The sequence below is a fragment of the Paenibacillus sp. Soil724D2 genome (assembly GCF_001427935.1).
Lineage (GTDB): Bacteria > Bacillota > Bacilli > Paenibacillales > NBRC-103111 > Paenibacillus_E.
Window position 1 is genome coordinate 96,441 of sequence record NZ_LMRY01000022.1, and the last position, 20,131, is coordinate 116,571.

Annotated in this window: 19 protein-coding genes; 12 read left to right on the forward strand and 7 right to left on the reverse strand. The window is 43.9% G+C overall.

Annotated features, from left to right (window positions below; genetic code table 11):
- Positions 1-97: 97 nt before the first annotated feature.
- The 3 genes from ASG85_RS19125 (at position 98) to ASG85_RS19140 (ending at position 3,342) form a co-directional block, all read left to right on the forward strand.
- Complete coding sequence (locus tag ASG85_RS19125; RefSeq protein ID WP_060647495.1) at positions 98-991, forward strand: PhzF family phenazine biosynthesis protein; 894 nt, start codon at positions 98-100, stop codon at positions 989-991.
- 94 nt (positions 992-1,085) lie between these two features.
- On the forward strand, positions 1,086-1,292 hold the full coding sequence (locus ASG85_RS19130; protein ID WP_057303983.1) for a hypothetical protein: 207 nt from the start codon (positions 1,086-1,088) through the stop codon (positions 1,290-1,292).
- Positions 1,293-2,112: 820 nt separating this feature from the next.
- Entirely contained in the window at positions 2,113-3,342 is a 1,230-nt protein-coding gene (locus ASG85_RS19140; RefSeq protein ID WP_060647497.1) for a hypothetical protein, read from the forward strand.
- 116 nt (positions 3,343-3,458) lie between these two features.
- Here ASG85_RS19140 and modB read toward each other — a convergent pair whose 3' ends face one another.
- Together modB and modA are read right to left on the reverse strand one after the other, a co-directional pair.
- A complete protein-coding gene (gene modB, locus ASG85_RS19145; protein WP_060647511.1) occupies positions 3,459-4,130 on the reverse strand; it encodes a molybdate ABC transporter permease subunit in 672 nt (223 codons plus the stop codon).
- 2 nt (positions 4,131-4,132) lie between these two features.
- Positions 4,133-4,951 carry a molybdate ABC transporter substrate-binding protein gene (gene modA, locus ASG85_RS19150; protein ID WP_060647498.1) on the reverse strand — a complete coding sequence of 273 codons (819 nt, stop codon included), beginning with the start codon at positions 4,949-4,951 and terminating at the stop codon, positions 4,133-4,135.
- A 210-nt stretch (positions 4,952-5,161) separates the two neighbouring features.
- On the opposite strand from modA, the gene ASG85_RS19155 reads away from it, so the two are divergent.
- Positions 5,162-6,115, forward strand: a complete 954-nt coding sequence (locus ASG85_RS19155; RefSeq protein WP_060647499.1) for a substrate-binding domain-containing protein — start codon at positions 5,162-5,164, stop codon at positions 6,113-6,115.
- 429 nt (positions 6,116-6,544) lie between these two features.
- Here ASG85_RS19155 and ASG85_RS19160 read toward each other — a convergent pair whose 3' ends face one another.
- A complete protein-coding gene (locus ASG85_RS19160; RefSeq protein WP_029195725.1) occupies positions 6,545-8,101 on the reverse strand; it encodes an ABC-F family ATP-binding cassette domain-containing protein in 1,557 nt (518 codons plus the stop codon).
- Between the two features lie 207 nt (positions 8,102-8,308).
- Between ASG85_RS19160 and ASG85_RS19165 the strand changes: the two genes are divergently transcribed.
- Positions 8,309-8,719, forward strand: coding sequence for an SRPBCC domain-containing protein (locus tag ASG85_RS19165; RefSeq protein ID WP_060647500.1), 411 nt, complete (start codon positions 8,309-8,311; stop codon positions 8,717-8,719).
- A 208-nt stretch (positions 8,720-8,927) separates the two neighbouring features.
- On the opposite strand, the gene ASG85_RS19170 is transcribed toward ASG85_RS19165, so the two are convergent.
- Entirely contained in the window at positions 8,928-9,665 is a 738-nt protein-coding gene (locus tag ASG85_RS19170) for a spermidine synthase (RefSeq protein ID WP_060647501.1), read from the reverse strand.
- A gap of 95 nt (positions 9,666-9,760) precedes the next feature.
- On the opposite strand from ASG85_RS19170, the gene ASG85_RS19175 reads away from it, so the two are divergent.
- Positions 9,761-10,714: a stalk domain-containing protein gene (locus tag ASG85_RS19175; RefSeq protein ID WP_060647502.1), complete on the forward strand. Its 954-nt coding sequence runs from the start codon at positions 9,761-9,763 to the stop codon at positions 10,712-10,714.
- 87 nt (positions 10,715-10,801) lie between these two features.
- Positions 10,802-11,188 (forward strand): GyrI-like domain-containing protein, encoded by a 387-nt coding sequence (locus tag ASG85_RS19180; protein ID WP_060647503.1) that lies wholly within the window; start codon positions 10,802-10,804, stop codon positions 11,186-11,188.
- A 62-nt stretch (positions 11,189-11,250) separates the two neighbouring features.
- Here ASG85_RS19180 and ASG85_RS19185 read toward each other — a convergent pair whose 3' ends face one another.
- Together ASG85_RS19185 and ASG85_RS19190 are read right to left on the reverse strand one after the other, a co-directional pair.
- On the reverse strand, positions 11,251-11,514 hold the full coding sequence (locus ASG85_RS19185; protein WP_060647504.1) for a hypothetical protein: 264 nt from the start codon (positions 11,512-11,514) through the stop codon (positions 11,251-11,253).
- A gap of 184 nt (positions 11,515-11,698) precedes the next feature.
- The gene (locus ASG85_RS19190) at positions 11,699-12,595 is read right to left on the reverse strand and encodes an AraC family transcriptional regulator (protein WP_057303992.1); all 897 of its coding nucleotides are present in this window, start codon (positions 12,593-12,595) and stop codon (positions 11,699-11,701) included.
- Between the two features lie 122 nt (positions 12,596-12,717).
- Between ASG85_RS19190 and ASG85_RS19195 the strand changes: the two genes are divergently transcribed.
- The 4 genes from ASG85_RS19195 (at position 12,718) to ASG85_RS19210 (ending at position 15,715) form a co-directional block, all read left to right on the forward strand.
- Positions 12,718-13,794 (forward strand): Gfo/Idh/MocA family protein, encoded by a 1,077-nt coding sequence (locus ASG85_RS19195; protein ID WP_057303993.1) that lies wholly within the window; start codon positions 12,718-12,720, stop codon positions 13,792-13,794.
- A gap of 22 nt (positions 13,795-13,816) precedes the next feature.
- Positions 13,817-14,653, forward strand: a complete 837-nt coding sequence (locus tag ASG85_RS19200; protein ID WP_057303994.1) for a sugar phosphate isomerase/epimerase family protein — start codon at positions 13,817-13,819, stop codon at positions 14,651-14,653.
- Between the two features lie 268 nt (positions 14,654-14,921).
- Positions 14,922-15,404 carry a hypothetical protein gene (locus tag ASG85_RS19205; RefSeq protein ID WP_060647505.1) on the forward strand — a complete coding sequence of 161 codons (483 nt, stop codon included), beginning with the start codon at positions 14,922-14,924 and terminating at the stop codon, positions 15,402-15,404.
- Positions 15,405-15,430: 26 nt separating this feature from the next.
- Positions 15,431-15,715 (forward strand): hypothetical protein, encoded by a 285-nt coding sequence (locus ASG85_RS19210; RefSeq protein ID WP_057303996.1) that lies wholly within the window; start codon positions 15,431-15,433, stop codon positions 15,713-15,715.
- Between the two features lie 43 nt (positions 15,716-15,758).
- On the opposite strand, the gene ASG85_RS19215 is transcribed toward ASG85_RS19210, so the two are convergent.
- A complete protein-coding gene (locus tag ASG85_RS19215; protein WP_060647506.1) occupies positions 15,759-18,080 on the reverse strand; it encodes a helix-turn-helix domain-containing protein in 2,322 nt (773 codons plus the stop codon).
- A gap of 154 nt (positions 18,081-18,234) precedes the next feature.
- On the opposite strand from ASG85_RS19215, the gene ASG85_RS19220 reads away from it, so the two are divergent.
- Positions 18,235-19,758 (forward strand): extracellular solute-binding protein, encoded by a 1,524-nt coding sequence (locus ASG85_RS19220; RefSeq protein ID WP_060647507.1) that lies wholly within the window; start codon positions 18,235-18,237, stop codon positions 19,756-19,758.
- Positions 19,759-20,131 lie beyond the last annotated feature (373 nt).

Sequence of the window (20,131 nt, forward strand, 5' to 3'; positions counted from 1 at the left end):
TTTGGAAGCTGCCGCGGCAGCTTTTTCTTTTTTTGAGGAGGAAAAAAATCATATAATAGAGACATGAAGATTTATAGTGAAAAGGCAGGTGTACGATATGAAAAAAGTAAAAGTTTATCATTACGATGCATTCAGTCATATTCCTAACAAGGGTAACCCTGCGGGCGTCGTATTGGAAGGCGAGACGCTTTCTGACGATGACATGCAAAAAATAGCAGAACAAGTTGGTTTTAATGAAACGGCTTTCCCGCTTAAGTCCGAAAAAGCTGATCTCCAGATTCGATTCTTTACACCTGGTCATGAAATGAATCTCTGTGGTCATGCTACAATGGCGACCATTTATGCATTGAAAACAAAAGGGTTGCTTGGAGATCGAACTGATTTGACGATTGAAACAAAGGCAGGCGTATTATCGATTAGATTTGACTCACAACTGAATAAAGGGATTTACATAACGATGCAGCAAGCCCCTCCGCAATTCCAAGAGTTCAATAGTTCACTGAAAGATTTGGCATCTGTTATGGGGATTCAAGAAGAAGATATAGAAACCAATCTACCAACAGTGTATGGAAGTACGGGCATATGGACGTTGTTAGTCCCGATAAAAAGTCTTAGTACTTTCAAGGCAATAAAACCGAATAATAAGCAATTCCCAGAGGTATTAAAAGAAATGCCAAACGCATCGGTACATCCTTTCTGCTTAGAAACATACGATGTGAATGCGCACATGCATGCTCGTCATTTTTCATCTCCTTATTCCGGTACGATTGAGGACCCGGTAACTGGCACCGCTTCTGGTGTAATGGGGGCTTATTATGCCAAATATTTGAACAAGGAAGCTGACTCTCCACTAAATCTTTTAATTGAGCAAGGCCATGAGATGGGCCGGGATGGCAGAATTCACGTAACAGTAACACCAAACAATGATCAATATGGCATAGAGATTAAGGGTACTGCTGTTCATGTTAAAGATTTCGAGGTCTCCATATAATGCGGGCGCTTACGGATATATCACTGGAATGAAATACGCTCCTTTGAGTAACAATAACGCGAAGCGCATTTAGTGAGATAACGGAGGGATTTCTTTGGATCAAAATGAATTGCATAAGAAGCTTGGACGTCCAGTTAGCTGGGCCATAACCTCGAATCCGGAAGAGAACGAGGATAACGCTATCTCGAATAATGTGGACAAGACCGATGAAGAAGTTCCGTCTAACTATCAGGCGATGGGTGAAAGTTATAGCGATACGACTAATTTTGAAGTTAACAAAGAGCCCGGCAGATTGAATTAAAATGAAAAACAGGTGAGCCATGTTGAGAGTTTTCAATGTGGCTTTTTTTATTGCTAACTATTAATTACGCTTTATAATTAGGGGGAATATGGATGGTATACATATTTTATCTAAACATGTACTTTTAAGTGAGCTACCGAACAAGAAAGGGACTGCATTGTGAAAAAATATGTTATTTCAACTTGTATACTCCTCCTAATTTTTTCTGGAGTTGCACTGCGTAAAGACTTCACTTTGTTCATTAAAAACATCGAAAAGGAATTTTATTATCACTCGTCAAAATTGAATTTCAGCACCTTTCATTTTAACGGCAAAGTGATTACATATGTACAAAATATTACGTATCTTGGTGAAACATCAACAGCCTTATATTCTTGTGAAGGGATAGAAGGTATAAAAGTAGAGCGAAACACGGTTTATTCTTTTACAGGGTGTACCAGTCAGGAGAAAGATAAAGAGATCTTTAATATGGAGGTATTTTGGATTCCTAACTAATAATGTAGAACAGTATTCAAGCATGGCATATGGTTCAGGCTTTCAATCACCTAAACGACTTCAGCAGTTTCCAAAGTGGTACCAGAATCCTCGAAGAATTTATGCGACGATTTCTGTGCTCGTTTTTGCCTCGGTTATCATATATCAAGTTGTCCAAAATAATGTTGCGGTAGCTACGGGAAAATAGCTTTGGAATATCAGTAACATCTTTGAGCGCCTTATCGGACAATCGGTGGGGCGCTTTGTCATGCGTTGGACAATTTGAGGGAAAAATTGTAACTTTCATGCAAAACTCACGTCTAATTATCGAAAGGAGATGAATAGTTTGAGCAAATGGTTAACCTCGCTGCTAGCCGCAGCCATAATTGTACTATCCGGGCCGCAGCTCTCTCATGCTGAACAGGAGCTTGCTGCACCAAGTGCTATGCCTTATGTAACCTTGTTGGACGAGTTTACTTTATATGCAAGCAAGGAAACAAGATCAGATGAGGCCATCGGCTCGCTTAGCGCCTTCCAGTCTGTCCACTTAGCTCCGATAGAGAGTAACATGCTGCTGGGCATCACTGGTATGGATAAAGTGCCGGTTATGACATGGCTTGGTGAAGCATGGATTAACTTGAAGGATGGCGCGTACAAATACGGACAAATGGAGCTTCAGGAGCAAACACTGACTTTACTTGAAAAGGAAACAGATCTGTATGACTCAGCGTCATCGATGAAGATGACCGCGTACAAACTCTCTCCGCAAACGGTTCAAGCGGTTGCCTCTATCTCTGTGTGCGACCCTTATACGCCATGCTACTCCAATGATAAGTGGTATTTAATCAAAACTTCGTGGCTTGGCGACAAGTGGGTTCGTCCGTATCATTATGCAGAAAAATACAAAGGTTCTCCGGTCGAAGGAATGATATCGATTGAACAGGATACTGAAGTTTATATGTTGCCTTTCGAGAAGCCTTTGTCTGACGAGCCGAAACTGACCCCTCAGATAGTAAAGCCTATTGAGAAGTATATGCAGCAAGCGCGAATGGTCCCTCCAAGCGTCTGGTATAAGGTCGATACATCCAAAGGATTAAGATGGATACACGCAGATGATTCCCATGGACTTGGATTTGAGGGTGTAGAGAAGGTCGATCTTAAACTCGACATTCCTGTCCCATTTCACTATTACCAATTACCATTCCCTTATAGCGACGAGTTACCTGGACCTCAACTGCCGCAAACCGTTCATGCGATTGGAAAAATAGATGGTTGGTACTTTGTCGTTACAGATGGTTCTGGCAAATGGATCAACTTGGCCAAGGAAATCTCTTCCCGGTTCACTGGTGACTTCGATAACGATGCCAAATTTGGGGTAAAGCTGAGTGATGTTAGTCTTGAACTGACGGCGGCATCCATTGCACTGGATACACCGTATATGGATGCTTCATTGACTACGCAGGAGCTTACCTTTACACCACAAACCGTCACCGCTTCACGTGAATGGAAGTCTCCAAACGGAGAGTTGTGGTATTACATTCATACTTGGCAAGGAGCCAAATGGGTGCGTCCATAAGGTATATTTAGTAGAGTGGCCTTATGAATTAATCAGGTCCGGAAATTATAAATAAAACTCCTGTTTTTTCCGGACCTAAAAAAAGTGGTACGAGTTTTCTTATACATTCAACTTCTCTAACTCTTGGGTTTGCGGTTAGCGAAAAACATCAGTCCGAATGAGATAATGATTATGACTCCTGCCCAGCACCATGCGAGGGTTTGATCACCAGATTCCACAGCAATATAGATGGCGGTAGGCAAAGTTTGGGTTTTGTGAGGGATGTTGCCTGCTATCATTAGTGTTGCGCCGAATTCCCCCAGCCCTCGAGCAAAGCCAAGAATGTAAGCTGCCGTAACCGAGCGCCATGCCAAAGGTAAGGTTATATATCGTAGAACTTGCCACTCGTTTGCTCCCGTTGATCTCCCTGCGTCTTCCAGATCCTTATTGACCGAAGAAAATCCGGTTTTCATCGTTTGATAGACTAAAGGAAAAGCCACCACGATCGAAGCGATCACCGCAGCCCCCCATGTAAAGATGATCGACTGATTGAAGAAGCTTTCCATGAGGTACCCAATCCAACTCTTTTTACCCAATAGGACCAGCAAGATAAAGCCTACGACAGTCGGAGGCAGTACCAAAGGCAGAAGAAACGTAGTTTCTAACAATGTCTTTCCGCGAAAGTGCCGCCGCGACATTCCCCAAGCTGCTAATCCACCAATCAAAAGAACAAAAATGCTGGATACGACGGCAACCTTTAACGAAAGGAATATAGGATAAGCAAATTCTGTCCAGTTTATCTGTTTCATCATCATTTTGGAATAGAGAAGCCGTATTTTACAAACACATCTTGGACTTCTTTACTTTGAAGATATGTGTAAAAGTCAGCGATTTCTTTGTTGTGTTTGGTAGCTTTGACAATGCCGGCAGGATATTCAATGGGGGTGTACGTTTTTGGATCAACACTGAAAGCTACTTTCACATTTTTTGAAGTCAGCGCATCAGTCTTATAAACAAACCCGGCTTCGGCATTCCCAGACTCTACGTAGGTAAGTACTTGGCGTACATCCTTGCCCTGTACGATTTTGGCTTGAAGCGTATCCCAAAGCTTCGCGTTAGTCAATGCTTCTTTGGCATAGCTGCCAGCAGGAACGGTTTGCGGTTCTCCAATTGCTAAGTGCTTGATCATTTCTTTTGTTAAATCTTCTGTTTTTTGTACGGCCACTTTGCCATCAGCGGGAACTACGAGAACTAATTCATTAATTAGCAAGCTTTTTTGCTGTGTTGGATCAATCAACTGCTTGTCAACTAGGGTTTTCATATTTTTAGTCGCTGCCGAAAAGAATAAATCTGCAGGAGCCCCTTGTTCGATTTGTTGTTGCAGAGCCCCTGAAGCTCCGAAGTTAAAATTGAGTTTGATTTGTTTGTTTTTGCTCTCGTAATTCGTTTGAATCTCTTTGAAGGCATCGGTTAAGCTTGCGGCTGCGGAAATCGTTAATTCTACTTTCTCGATGGGTACTTGTGTTGAATTTGCAGCAGGCTGCTCCTTTTTGCTCGCACAACCTGTGATGATCAGATTAGTTATAATAAAACATAATAAAACATAACTAAACACTCTTATTTTTAGCATTGTGATCCCTCCAAGCTTAAGTTTATATATATTTGATTATAAATGAAATAGTATAATTATTGATCATTATATTAAACCATATTTAATTAGTAAACAGCGGGATTGAAATACCCTATCTATCAGCTTATGATAGATGATAATGTATCATCAGTTTTGAAGTAGGATTAAATCTACTCTACTTTATGAAAAACGTGCCTTTGGAGGCTTACAATGACAGCTGACATTTCCTATACAACGGAAGAAATATCTAAACTTTTGAAAATCTCCAAACTAACCGTTTATGATCTAATTAAAAAAGGGGATCTGCCTTCCTATCGTGTCGGAAAGCAAATGCGTGTAGACGCATCGGATCTCGAAGCCTATAAAACACGTACGAAAGGAGGCATGGCATCTACTCCTAAAAAGGATCTGGCCGAACCTCCTACACAGCAGCAATCTTATGCTGCCTCATCTTCGAAACAATCTCTAGTTATAACGGGACAAGACATTAGCTTGGACATTTTAGCCAAACATATCGAGAGACATGTACCCAATTACAGACCGCTTCGTTCATACGTGGGAAGTCTAGATAGCTTAATTTCGATGTATAAGGGTGAATCTGATATTGTCAGCACCCATTTGCTGGATGGTGACACGGGTGAATACAACATTCCCTATATCCGAAAATTGCTGACGGGTTCTTCCTATCTTGTTATGAATCTCGTTTCACGTTCGGCTGGCCTATACGTTAAGCAAGGAAATCCTAAACAGATTTACGGCTGGGCTGATCTCGAGAAGTCTGGACTTCAATTGGCCAATCGTGAAAAAGGTTCCGGCGCACGTGTTCTTCTCGATGAGCAGCTCCGTCTTCATGGAATCCCACATCGGCGGCTAAGCGGTTATGAGCAGGAGGAATCGAATCACATGGGCGTAGCTGGTAAAGTCGCCACGGGTGAAGCGGATTTCGGAGTTGGGATTGAAAGAGCAGCCTATATGGTTGGCGGCGTTGAGTTCATACCACTTATTCAAGAACGGTATGACCTTGTCATGTTAAAGAAACCGGAGAATCTGGAATGGATTGAGAGAGTGAAGCAAGTCTTACAATCGGAATTCTTCCATAATGAGCTGCGTCCTATCCAAGGTTATGACTTATCTCAGACAGGGCGCATTATATTCGAGACTTAACGATATCAGAACGATTGCATTTTAAACATGTCAATTCACTTATGGTCTAGTGAATTGGCATGTTTTTTTTAATCGCTTTGGTGTCAAAGGAGGAGGAGGAATTCCGTCTAAGGACTGATTTTAATCCTAGGGATCTCATTTACAATAAATTCAAATGAGATGAACGGTCATGGAAGAGTGGTGAGAATGCTGCATTATTTGCTTGGTTTAGTGAGAAAACAGATTATATGGTGCAGTTGCATGCCCATGTATGTGCGCTTGGGAGTACGAATGGGATGGTTCATTCGAACAGTTCTCATTCACAAGAAACGAATGCAAAGGAGGATGACGCGGGGGAAAATGCCAGTTTGAATATCTTCATGCAACTCATACATGAATATAAAAAGCTTACCTAATCGCAAGCGATTAGATAAGCTCCTTAGGCACAATTTAAAACACTTTCGTCGTCCAAGATTCACAATTCCATGTTTCTGTTACGACATCGCGATAAAAGTCTGGTTCATGGGAAATCAGCAGAATACTGCCTTTGTACGCCTGGAGAGCACGCTTCAGTTCATCCTTCGCATCGACATCCAAGTGGTTCGTCGGCTCATCGAGCACGAGTAAGTTCGTCTCGCGGTTGATCAGCTTGCAAAGCCTAACCTTTGCTTTCTCACCACCGCTGAGTACCACAACTTTACTCTCGATATGCTTGGTTGTGAGCCCGCATTTGGCTAATGCCGCGCGTACTTCGAATTGTGAGAATGAGGGGAACTCATTCCACACTTCCTCAATGCAGGTGTTGTTATTGGAATCCTTGATCTCCTGTTGGAAGTAACCGATTTGGAGGTTATCTCCCTTTTGTACAGATCCGGATAGTGACTTGATTTCACCTAAAATACTGCGCAGCAAGGTCGTTTTACCAATTCCGTTCGCCCCTACAAGCGCGATCTTCTGGCCTCGTTCCATACGAAGGTTGAGCGGTCTGGATAAAGGATCCTCGTAACCGATAACGAGATCAGTCGCTTCAAAAATCAGCTTGCCAGCCGTTCTCCCCTCCTTGAAATTAAACTGAGGCTTCGGTTTTTCTCTGCCCAGCTCGATGACTTCCATCTTGTCCAGCTTCTTTTGCCGGGACATCGCCATATTCCGCGTCGCGACACTCGCTTTGTTACGGGCTACGAAGTCCTTTAATTCAGAGATTTCCTGCTGTTGACGCTTATACGCGGATTCAAGCTGCGACTTTCTCATTTCGTGAACCTGCTGGAAATGCTCGTAATCGCCAACATAACGGTTTAAGGCTTGATTTTCCATGTGATAAATCAAGTTGATAACGCTATTAAGGAACGGAATGTCATGTGAGATGAGAATGAAGGCATTCTCATACTCTTGCAGGTAGCGTTTTAACCATTCGATATGCTGTTCATCGAGATAGTTCGTCGGCTCATCGAGGAGCAGGATATCCGGCTTTTCAAGCAGAAGCTTCGCAAGCAACACCTTCGTCCGCTGCCCACCGCTTAAATCATTGACGTCCTTATCCAGTCCAATATCCGTAAGGCCTAGGCCACGGGCGGTTTCTTCGATCTTGGCATCGATCATGTAGAAATCTTGATTCGTCAGTGTATCCTGAATCGTTCCAACATCTTCAAGCATTTGCTCAAGCTCTTCCGGCGTTACGTCGCCCATCTTGGCGTACATATCGTTCATTTCCTGTTCCATGTCGAACAGATATTGAAAGGCTCCCTTTAAGATGTCGCGGATCGAAAGGCCTTTGTTCAGTACAGCATGTTGATCAAGGTAACCAACGCGCATACGTTTGGACCATTCGACCTTGCCGTCATCCGGCTGGAGCTTACCTGTAATGATATTCATGAAGGTGGACTTCCCTTCACCGTTAGCGCCGATGAGTCCGATGTGCTCGCCCTTGAGTAAGCGGAAGGATACATCGTTGAAGATAGCGCGGTCTCCAAAGCCGTGACTTAGTCGTTCTACGTTTAATATGCTCATGAATGACACCTTTTCTTTTGATCTATTCTTACTTTATTCCTATTTTATTATAAACGATAGGTAACGAACAACACCAAAAAAGACCATCTCCATTTAGAGCAGCTAGACGTCGTAATATTTGTTGTTATGGTTACATATTCCTTCATAATTTAGCTAGCATTGGGGAAAATAACATTTGCCAACTTCAAGTACAGGAGATAGAAGACAATGACGACATCAACTTGCAAGTGTGGATCGACGATCCTACAAGAGGTGGTATTCCCCGTTAGTCCGAATCGCATCTACGAGGCATTGACCGATGCAACACTGTTTAGTGAGGTGATGGGAGGCTCTCCGACAGAAACGTCGACCGAATCCAGCGGCACCTTTTCCTGCTTCGGAGGGATAGTTGTAGGGAAGAATATAGAGCTAAGGCCAAATAAGCGAATTATTCAAGCATGGCGTATCAAGGATTGGGAAGAGGGCGTATATTCCCTGGTGAAGTTCGAGCTGGAGGAACAAGGGGAGGGAACTCGCTTAACCTTGAGCCATACAGGATTTCCTGAGGACCAAAGTGAACATTTGTCTAAGGGTTGGCATATCAACTACTGGGAACCGCTAAAACAATACTTTGCCTAACACAAAAAAGCGTTATCCGTTCACTTGAACGATAACGTTTTTTATTGTATAGGAAATTATGAAAAATACCGATCTGTGAATAATCAAACTCTGTCGGCGAGCTTCGGCTCGCAGAGCTCTCGCTGTAAGCGCGGTTTTCGCGCTTATTTGTTCGTGCACTCCAGGTTAAGCGCGTTTTCCGCGCTTAATTGTTCTCATTTTTGGGCTGCTAATCCCTAATGACATAACCTTGTCCAAGTTCAATCTCTGTGAAACCCGCCATATGGCGCGCTTGAAATCCGATAGGCTTGTTTCTGCCCATGACGATGATATTTAGTATGTCGGAGGCATCCTCAGATGGCAGGGCAAACGATTTGACATAAGCATATTCCTCGCTAAGAGTCGTATGAATGGCATTTAGAAGCTGATCATTCTCGCCTTTGCCCATCAGATTCATGATGATAGACCCTTGGGAATCGAGTTTTTCCCGCGTTATCCTGAAAAATTCCCTGGATGTTAAATGCAGAGGAGTACCCTTCTCTGTGAAGGCGTCCAAAATAATATAATCGTAGGTCAGCGGTTCCTCACTCCCGAGAATCTGGCGTCCATCACCAACAATCACATTATCCTTGCGGTATCCAAAAAACCTCTTGCTTAACTCCACGATTTTATCATCAAGCTCTGCTACTTTAAATCGTTTCTCCAAATAATGCCCAGCAATCGTTCCAATTCCATGCCCAATGACAAATACATCTTCGAATGATGGGGCGTTAAAATCCATTAAATGGATAATTGCCCGCGGGTATTCAAATAGGATTCTTTCCGGATTATTCAAATCCATCGCACCTTGTATAGCCTGATTGGAAAACTCCAAGACTCGGAAGTTTCCTTTCTCACCATATAGTTCCGGAGTGTCGTATACAGATATCTCGTGATTATTGCTGGCCTCTTTAAACAATAAATCCAAATCATCAATCTCCTTCTTATAACTTCCTATTTCTTACAACTAAATACAATGGCTAGCGTCTAATCGTTTAAAGAATGAAGAAGAGGTGCAGCTCATTGAAAAAATTTCTATTGGGATTAAGTTGTGGTTTCGTTATTGCTTGTTCATCGGTTGCTGTGGCTTCGGATACTATTCAAGCCTTGTTATTTCCAGCAAGCTTTGAAATCAATGGTAATACTGCGTCATTAAACAATGACTACAAGGTACTGAACGTAGACGGACATGCTTATGTACCTATCCGTTTTGTCGCTGAAAACTTGGGGGCTACGATTGACTATGATGCGGATACAAATATGATTTTCGTGAAAAATGGAAACTTAACGTTAATAGATCCCAATTATAAAGGCATATCTGTTGGAAACTTAATTCTAACAAAAAAGGGTGAAAACACGAAAGTCACAGGGCAACTGAAAATGGAAGGTATGGGTAATACCAAGAATATGATAGGAGCAAACCTTTCTTTTTACAATGATAAAAGTGAAAAAATTGGGGAAGTTGCCATCAGCGGCAATGATTTTGGGGTCGATGCCCAGACCTTCGTGTCAGAGGGATTAGGGGATTTTCGAGCATACTCAACGGTCAATCTTCATATTGGCGCCATAAATAATCGGATTATTAGTCAAGTCCCAAGCATCACCTATGAAAATAAGACATACAATTTCACACTAAAACTCCCTAAGCGTTGGGAAGGGAAATATGAGGTCGCGAACTCCATATTTATAGCTTCTAAACGTGAAAATTTTGATTTTATCGATAGAGCAAATAAAGAGTTTGGGGGCGTGTCCTTTACGCTCTCGATATGGACGAAAGAAGACTGGCAGATAAACGGTGAAGAAACAGCTAGGAATAGTCATCTCTCAAAAATTGGAGAAGAGGGAGACCGTGTTTTCACGCTAAGCACTCCAACAGATGTACAGTATAATCTACAAGATGAGAAGTTGAAGGCTGAGTATCTTTCTATGTATGACGATATCATTAACATAAAAACGACTTTTGAGATTAAACATTAGTTCGTATTTATTTATAAATGCTGACAGACTGTTGTCACAGAATGAATGTTATATTCTCTATATTAAAACTAGTAGGAGGATATATACATGCATGCAGCAGTTACTGAAAAACAGATTTATGGCAAAAGAATAAGAACAAATAATCAAAATACAAACAAAATACTTAGTCTGTGGGAAGAGTTTCTTCGTTTAAATGTAAAAGGTGATATCTATGCAGTTTATAATCATTATTCAAGTGATTTTACAGGTGATTATGATTTGCATATTGGTTCTGAAGAGAAATTTACGGATGAGAGTAGTGTCATAATTCTAGCAGGAAACTACCATGTTGTAGAAGTAGATCATACGGATCCGCAAGGCGTCTTTCATGCTTGGGAGGATATCTGGAAAAGTGATATTAAAAGAGCATATAAAACTGATTTTGAATTTTATTCTCAGGATGGCAGAATAAAGATATTTCTATCCGTTGAATAATGAATAGGAAAGAGATCCACAACCCGTTGTTGTGGATCTCTTTCTGTCTTTTTAAAAACAAATTATCGATTGCGTTGTAACACCAAATATCCGCTAAAACTTGAAGTTTTTTTCTGGAAGACGATCTTAAAACCGATGTCATGGTCTAATAAGCAGTTTAAGGCATTGATAAGCAATCCATTGGGAACCAATGTAAATCTGCAAGGTTGAGCATTGCCAATAACACGAGCAGCAATAATCCTGCGTGCGGAACCTGGGCGAAGAGGGTTTCTTGTCCAACTGATCAATATTAGATCAGGTTGTAAAACAGCTTTTGCACGAGCCATTCCGATCACCTCGTTTCTATATTAGATTCTCTATATAAAATGCAAAGTAGATTCATAATGTGCTAAACAAAAGGCGGAGTAATGAACACTGGCATGCATAACAAAAAAGGAGAGGTTGCCCTCTCCTTACGACATGTTCTGCATTTGATGGTTGATCTCACAAGTAAGATACCATCGAAGTTGTTTATCCTTGTGTCACTCGTCGGCCATACTCGGCTTTGCGATAGTCCTTCGGCACGATGCCTTTGCTTTCCCGAAAAATGCGGGAGAATGTCTTATAAGAACCGTACCCGACTTCCAAGGCAATCTCCGTCACGCTCATGTCGGTGGATACAAGCAGGCTGCACGCATGGCGAAGTCGCAGATCGTGAAGGAAATGAACGAACGTTTGGCCGGTCGTTTGTTTAATGACCTCGCTGATGCGGGATACACTCATGGTGAACCGAGTCGCAAGGTCAGATAATGCCAGATCCTCTTGATAGTTCCGGTGGATGTAGTGAATGATTGGCCACACCGAAGGGCTCGTTTTTGCCCCTGAGATTGGCGAGATGGCCGTAGCTTCAGTCTGTCCTGCTTGTTTCCAACGATAACGATCGAACCGAACAAGAATTTCCTTCAGTCTTGCTTTCAGAAGCGTCTGCCTGTAGCGTTCGTTCGCGTTGTACTCTTTGTACATATCTTCAATGAGAGCACTCATTTGCTGTTGATCTTGCCCACTCAGTTGGACATAGCCCGGCAGGGTATTCGTATCATTAAACAAGCCAGACAAGCCTTGATCGTTCCCTGGCTCCATAAGCAAGTCCATACTGAACGAACAGTTGAATAGGACTAGATGCTCCCCCGGATCTGTGAAAATTTCATGCACCTGATAGGGCAGTACGAACGTAAAAGTGCCTGGTGTCATCGTATGTTTCACATCATTTATGGTTTCTGCTCCTCGGCCATGGACGACATAAGAGAACTCTAAGTAATCATGGCGATGTGCCCGAAAGCCACGGTCGAGCGTATTCCTGCTGAAGTGAAAAGGGAAGGACGACTCCATATTGGGGTATGTTTTTAGATAATCGGGAAAGTACGTCATAGTGAGGCTGATCTCCTTCGAAAAAATGGGACGTTTTCCGAAATAACGGTACGACTTCTTGCTGCACTTATTTTACCATAAAAGGAGATCGAACAGGATGTGCATATGAGGAGGAACGAACAGTGGGAAGCGTTAACAAAATTAGAGTAGGTATTATTGGAGCGGGAAATATTGGCGGGGTTCATATTCGTGAATTTTCAAAGCTAGCCAATTTATGTGAAATTACGGCGATTACGGATGCCTATCTGCCACTCGCGGAAGCACGCGCGCAGGAACATGGTATTCCTTACGTGCCGGCTACCCCCGAAGAACTTATACAAAGTGCGAATGTAGACGCTGTTATTATCGGCGTGCCTAATATGCACCATGCTTCGCTTGCTGTACAAGCGATTGAAGCAGGTAAGCATGTGCTGATTGAGAAGCCAATGGGTATTAATGCAGAAGCGGCCAAACAAATTTACAAGGCCAGTCAAGCATCAGATAAAGTCGTCATGATCGGTCACCAAATGCGCTGGGAATCCGTGCCCCTTCAGATCAAAGAGCAGGTCGATGCCGGTGAGCTAGGCAAAATTTATACAGCGAAAACAGGTTGGTTCCGCCGCAAGGGTATTCCTGGTTGGGGCACCTGGTTTACGAAAATGGAGGAGTCCGGCGGGGGCCCGCTGATTGATATTGGCGTTCATATGCTGGATCTTGCCCTCTACTTGATGGGGAATCCGAAGCCAGTGTCGGTATCGGGCGCTACGTATGCCGAATTCGGGCCTCGCCGCAAAGGAATCGGAACATGGGGTACGCCGAATTGGAACGGTACGTATGACGTCGAAGATTTGGCTACTGCTTTGATTCGCATGGAAGATGGCAGCACGCTGACGCTGGAAGTGAGCTGGGCCGTACATATGGATACGGACAATACACCGTTCGTTCACCTGATGGGAACAGAAGGCGGAGCGAGCTATCGCGGAGCTAACGGTAAGCTGTTGACGGAGAAGTTTAATAAAGCAATTGAGACCGATCTGAAGAAACCGGATGATGATGAGGGTGAACGTCTGCGCCTCAGCCTCCATTTCCTAGATTGCATTCGTGAAGGCAAACAACCGATTACATCGGCACTCTCCGGCTATACGAACAATTTAATTCTCGATGCTATTTACGAATCTTCACGAACTGGGAATGAAGTGAAGCTGAACTGGAACGAATAACATCACACTTGGAGGAATGAATATGCTTAGAGGATTAACGGGGGCTGGACTCGGCAAGCTTGAAAGTAATGAACAATTCATAGAGTTAGCGGCAAAATATGGCTTCGAGGCCGTCGATATCGACGCGCTTGGTTTAGTAGAGAGCTACAGTATAGATGGGGCACGTGAGCTGCTCAATAAACATGGCCTCGTCATTGGTTCCATCGGTTTGCCAGTTGAATGGCGAGGGACGGAAGAGACGTTCCGCGCAGACTTGCCGAAGCTGACACAAGCAGCAGCAGCTGCCGCAGCACTTGGATGTACGAACTGCTGCACGTACGTGTTACCTTCAACAGATTTGGGCGCTGCGCATTTCATGGCGTTAGCTACACGCAGACTGCGTACTTGTGCCCAAATCCTAGGGGCCTACGGCATCCGTCTTGGATTAGAGTTCGTTGGTCCGCATCATCTGCGTACGCGCTGGAAGCATCCGTTCATCTGGACGCTGGATGAGACGCTGGATTGGATCGACGCCATTGGCGAGAGCAACGTTGGCTTATTGTTCGACGCGTACCATTGGTACACGAACGGGTTAACGGTGGCAGATATTGAGAAGCTTCGCGCTGAGCAGATCGTACATGTCCACATCAACGACGCACCAGATGTTCCCGTGGAAGAAGTGCTGGATAATGGACGCTTGTATCCAGGTGAGGGTGTAATAGATTTGGCAGGCTTCCTGCAAGGGCTGCAGCGTATTGGTTATAAGGGGGCTGTCTCTCAGGAAATATTGACGGCAACGCCGCCGACAGAATCCCCTGAGAGCTTAGTCCAACGTTCCAAAGCCGGCTTTGATAAAGTGTATGCGGCAGCTGGGATTTGATTTTGTAACATAGATGGTAATGTTTAAGTAAGATAGGCTCGCCTTGAGTGAGGATGGCATAGACGTGATGAAGAAGCTTGCTGGCGCAAGTGTTCACGGCCACCTTCAAGGCGTGCCTTTTCTCTTTTTATACCGTTAAAAATTATTCGACAAAGGTTCCTAAAATCCCACCCTACGGAATGACAACCTTTTTATCCATTTTCTTATAGTATTTTCTTGTCCATAGAACATAACACATCATGAATTTAAAGGAGATATCAAAGGGGAAATGGAACAAGAAGACTATATCGCAGAGGCAACCTTTCATGCTAATATTTCATACCTCATTCAAGCCCAAACGAAGAAGCAAGCCTTAGAACAGGTCGCATACGAATTAAACAAAACCAACATCCAGCTTAGTGAAATTACGCTTGAGAATGAATTAGGGGACTCCTACGTTTTTACGGTTCGAGAAGTTGAACAAATGGATTGGTATGACGTGGATCATACAGAGTGCAGTAACCAGTTTAAGGTGTTTGGTTGTATGCAGCTGCTTATTATCCTACGGAAACAGAAAGACACTCCGAAAGATGTTGAACAAGCAACCTACCGTTTGTCTCAGTCACTTGTATACGGTAAACCAGTTTTGACGATATCAGAAGGCTATAAGCACATATTTTTAACCGTTTCACAACATAAAATGGCGTGGAAAACCAAGCTTCAGGAAACAGAATTGGAAACGGAAACAGTGCTTTTAAGTAAACTTGCCTAACAATAATTGAAAGAGAGGATACGATCATGCAAATCAAAAAGAAAAACGACATTGGTGAGATTTTGGACAATTTTTCATCGTTTGCCAAATGGGACGCCTCAGGAGAGAAACTATACCTTGTGTTTGCCGACAACAAACGCGGAGGGCAATGGACTTTGATGAACTACTCGGATGATCGTTTCAGCGTTCATGGACTTGGCCAAGACTATGTAGATGAGAAAGAATCATTCTTTGAGGAACGTAACAGCGTTGTATCGTTCTTATGGGATAATCGTGCTGCACTCAAAGCAGCTGTCAAACCAACAACCTAGCTTTTGGTTGCTAGGATTAGGACAAGCAAGGAAGGCAAGGAACCTACACGCTAGGTGCCGAGCCTTCTTTCTTTTTGTCCCGATACTGGCCGGGGGTTAACCCTTCTTGCTTGCGGAACGAACGGATGAAGTTTTGCGAATTGTTATAGCGCAGCTTGGAAGAGATATCCTTGATCGGCATATCGGTTTCGGATAGCCATTTCTTAGCCATGTTGAACCGGTAGGCCGACAAGTAGTCACTGAAGGAGCAGTTCGTTTCTTTGCGGAAAATACTGCTCAAATAATTCGCGTTATAATGCAGTCGGGAGGCGCACTCCTCAAGCGTCAGGTCGGTATCGTAATAGTGCTGCACGAGATCAATAATCTTCTCGGAAATATTGTGGTACTGGGCATCCTGCCGGTCGCGATAAATGCGAATCAGCGGGTGAATAACCTCTGTCCAGAACCAGTCCTCGATTTCGGCTGTCATATGCAAATTCAGGAGCTCCTCGAAGAGGGATCCTTTGTTCGGATGAATCTGATTCAAGCTGATCCCGGATTCCTGCATCACCATGAGCAGGTTGTTAAGCAGCCGTGCCAGTGGAATTTGATATTCCTGCGGCGTCAGCGGAGATGCAAATACGGCTTGCAGCAGCTGCTTCAGAAGCTCCTTGGACTTATCCTTTTCGGCAAGCTTGATCGCATCAATCAATTCATTCTCGATCGGCTTCGGATAGTTTAAATTCAAGTAATGCTTCCCTGAGTTAATATTTTCATATTGAATGATGATGCCTTCACCCAGCTTGATGCGATGCTTCAAAGCCTCTAGACCTTCCCGATAGGCAATCGACATCTGCGAGAATGCGTGAATCGGGAGACTCATCCCAATGCTGACGTGGAGATTCAGAAAGCTATAGATATGCTGCTGCATCTGCTCGGTTAATGCATATACGGTATTGCTAAAGGCAGCTTCTTCACTATCGGCACTTCCAATCAAAGTGACCACGGTCTGGTCAATAATGATGGGAGCGAGACGCTGCTGTGAAGGGACCAGTTCCTCGATCATATTGTGCACAGCGAAGAGCAGCAGCTCCATATCCCGTTTTTCGTAACGCGTATTGTCGATAGAATCGATCTGCATCGTGATCACAGACATCGTTTTCCACTCTTCAATGTGCTTGTTATAGCCGAACTGTGCCAATTTCTCCAGCAGCTCGCCCTGTTTGATATGCCCTTGAAAAGCCTTGATTAAGAAAAACGTCCGTACCTGGCCGATATGCTGATGGACTTCTCTTTCCAGTTGGGACTTCGATTGGAACAAGGTATGGACATGCTCGCTGATCATCTGGAACTCGTTGGCCTTCCGCTTCTGATTGACGGTCACAAGCCCTCCGATTTGGTTCAAAAGAAGCTGGATCGGCGAATACATCTTGCGCGAGCCTAGCCAAGCTAAGACCATGGAGAGGAGCAGCATCAGGACGCATACATAGATCGTATAGGTTCCGATTTTACTTGATTCCTTTGTCAAACTGTCGATGGAGGTTAAGGATAAATAGGTCCAGTTGTTGAGATTTGAACGCAGGAAGCTGACGGAATAAGGTTTCTCGTTAATATCCACTGAGAATTGGCCCATTGGCGCCTCTAACTGCTTCAAATCCGTAAGGCCAGCTTCGGTAATGGATTTGCCGATTAGGCTTGAATCCGGATGCATGAGAATCCGATTCTGTTCATCCATAATCAGGATGTCATCCAGATTCTCGGTATCATTTTTAATCAGATCCTGCAGGCTGCAGGCAGGGATGTTAGCCAGAGCCAAGCCGTATTTCTCCAAACCGGTGGTGGGCAGCTTTTTAACTAGAGAAATACTGTAGTCACACGTTACGCTTCTCGCATTTTCTTCCGTAAAAAACCACTTGGAGGGATTAAGCGTCCAAATGCTGCTCTCCTGCGTGTTCATCAGGGTCATAAGCTTATCGTAATAAGGGTAGCTGTCATAGCGGTACAAGCCCGAATTCTTAATCATCCAGTTTTCCCTGGCATTGATCAAGATGACATCTTCCAGCTTGGTATCAAAAGATTGCATATAGCGAATTTCGCTGCGCAGGTCATCGTACATCATGAAATCGTTTACAGTTAGGGGCATATCCATCGCCTTTTTGAGCACGGTAGAGTTGATGACCTGATTAAGTGTATGGTTGACAGTCGTTAATTTCTGCTCTACATTGGAGTTGATTTGGGTGATCAGCTGCATTTTACCTTCGTTGACATTCTTTTGAATTTCGCTCGACGAGGTTACGAAGGCGAAGGCGCCGATGAAGATAACCGGCAGTGTGCTGAGCAGGAACCCGAATATGGTCATTTTGCTAAGAAAACTTAAAGAGCGCATCGCATCCAACACCTATCTATCTTGAGGATGTTCATTCAGACTATCTATGTATTGTAGTCAAGACAGGCGTTAAGAGCAATAATCATCTGAGTGACGGATAATCATTTTCTCTGATTCTGACTATAAACACCGCTGTTATAAGGGAGGATCTCTCATGAGAACAAGTTTATATGGCAAGGGTTTCAAGGTTTTTGGTCTCCTTTTGATAGGACTCTTGATGGTTACTTTGATCAGTGCTTGTCAGAAAAGCAGCTCTCAAAAGACAGATGACGTGAACGGTAATCGTCCCATTATATCGATTATGGCACCGCTGCATTTTCCGCATCCACCCATCCCTGAACTCGTTCAGGAAATCGAGAATCGCACACAAACGAAGCTTGATCTTAACTGGGTTCCGGACGGTATATATACCGATAAAATGAACACTGCGCTCACCACAAACTCTTTGAAAAAAGCAACCTATGTGAAATATACGGACTACATGCTGATGAAAAATTCGATCCGTTCCGGTGCATTTTGGGATATCGGACCTTACTTGGCGGCGTATCCGAATCTGAAACAGCTGAACAAGGAGATTTTGGGACAGGCATCTGTCGATGGCAAAATCTATGGCTTGTACACCGAGCGGCCCTCCTCTCGGCAGGGCATTATTATTCGTGAAGATTGGCTGAACAATCTGAAGCTGGCTAAGCCGACGAATCTGGATGAGCTGTATCAGGTATTGAAAGCTTTCACGTTCGGTGATCCTGACCTGAATGGGAAGGCAGACACTATCGGTCTGACCGACCGGAATGATTTGGTTTTTGGCGCGTTCAAAACGATCAGTTCTTATTTCGGTACTCCGAATAACTGGGGTACTGATGATGCTGGGAAGCTAGTACCTGAATTCGAAACCCAAGCCTACGTGGACACGATGAACTATATAAAGAAGCTGTATGACGAGAAGCTGATCAATGCCGATTTCGCAGTCACTAGTAAGGAAGTTCAGCGCGATAAACTCATTCGCGGCATTGCGGGCGTCTATATTGGCAGCATGCAGGATGTGCAGCGTCTTTCGGACGAAGCTCAGCTCATTAACCCGAAGGCGAAGCTCACGCTCGTGAACCATATCGAAGGCCCATTGGGTTTTCGGATTTGGTCGATCCCTAATTATAGTGCGCTCTATCTTTTTTCGAAAAAGGCGATACGAACCGAGGCGGAGTTGAAGCAGATGCTGCAATTTTTTGATCGTTCGATGGATAAAGATGTCGCTAACTTAATGAAATATGGGTTAGAGGGGCGTCATTACACAACCAAAGGGGATCAAGTTCTGCTGACGGAAGAGACGTCCAAGATCCGTGTGAATGAAGTGAACGCGCTGTATGCCCTCATGATTGCCGATCTGAACAATCCGAAGGTCATGCGCGTTTCAGAGAGTGAGTCCTTGTCGCAGCTCGCGGACCGGCTGAGCTTGGACAACGAGAAAAACGTCGTCAAAGACCCGACCGTTGGACTGGAGTCGAAGACCTACGACGAGCGAGGCGTCGAGTTGTACAAAATTGTATCTGACGCTACGTACAATTATATCCTGGGGAAACTGGACAAAGCTGCATTCCAGCAAGAGATTGAGCGCTGGAAGCGGAATGGCGGCAGCCAGATGATAAGAGAGTACAACGAGGCTTATGGTAAGCGAGGTTGAGGTTGGGGACGGGGTAAGGTAAGGTAAGGAAAGGAAAGGAAAGGAAAGGAAAGGTAAGGTAAGGGGGAGAACCGCTGGCGCTGGTGCGCGGCGGTTTTTTTTGACTGATAAGAGTTTTAGGGTAAGCGAAGCTTACCCCTTATTTATTTACGTTGGGAGAAAGGTCGAAATACCTCAACTTGAGGGATTTGATTGGATGATATCCAATGATGTCTCATGACATCAGCGGTTGGGGTTAGTTCCATTGGATTTATACAGTGGAATAGGTGGAAATGGAATTAAACTAATTAGTAGACACACTCTAATGGAAGACCTGTATACTAAAAATATAAATAAGGTCGAGGTGTGGCATGGGAGAAACGAGAGAAAAACG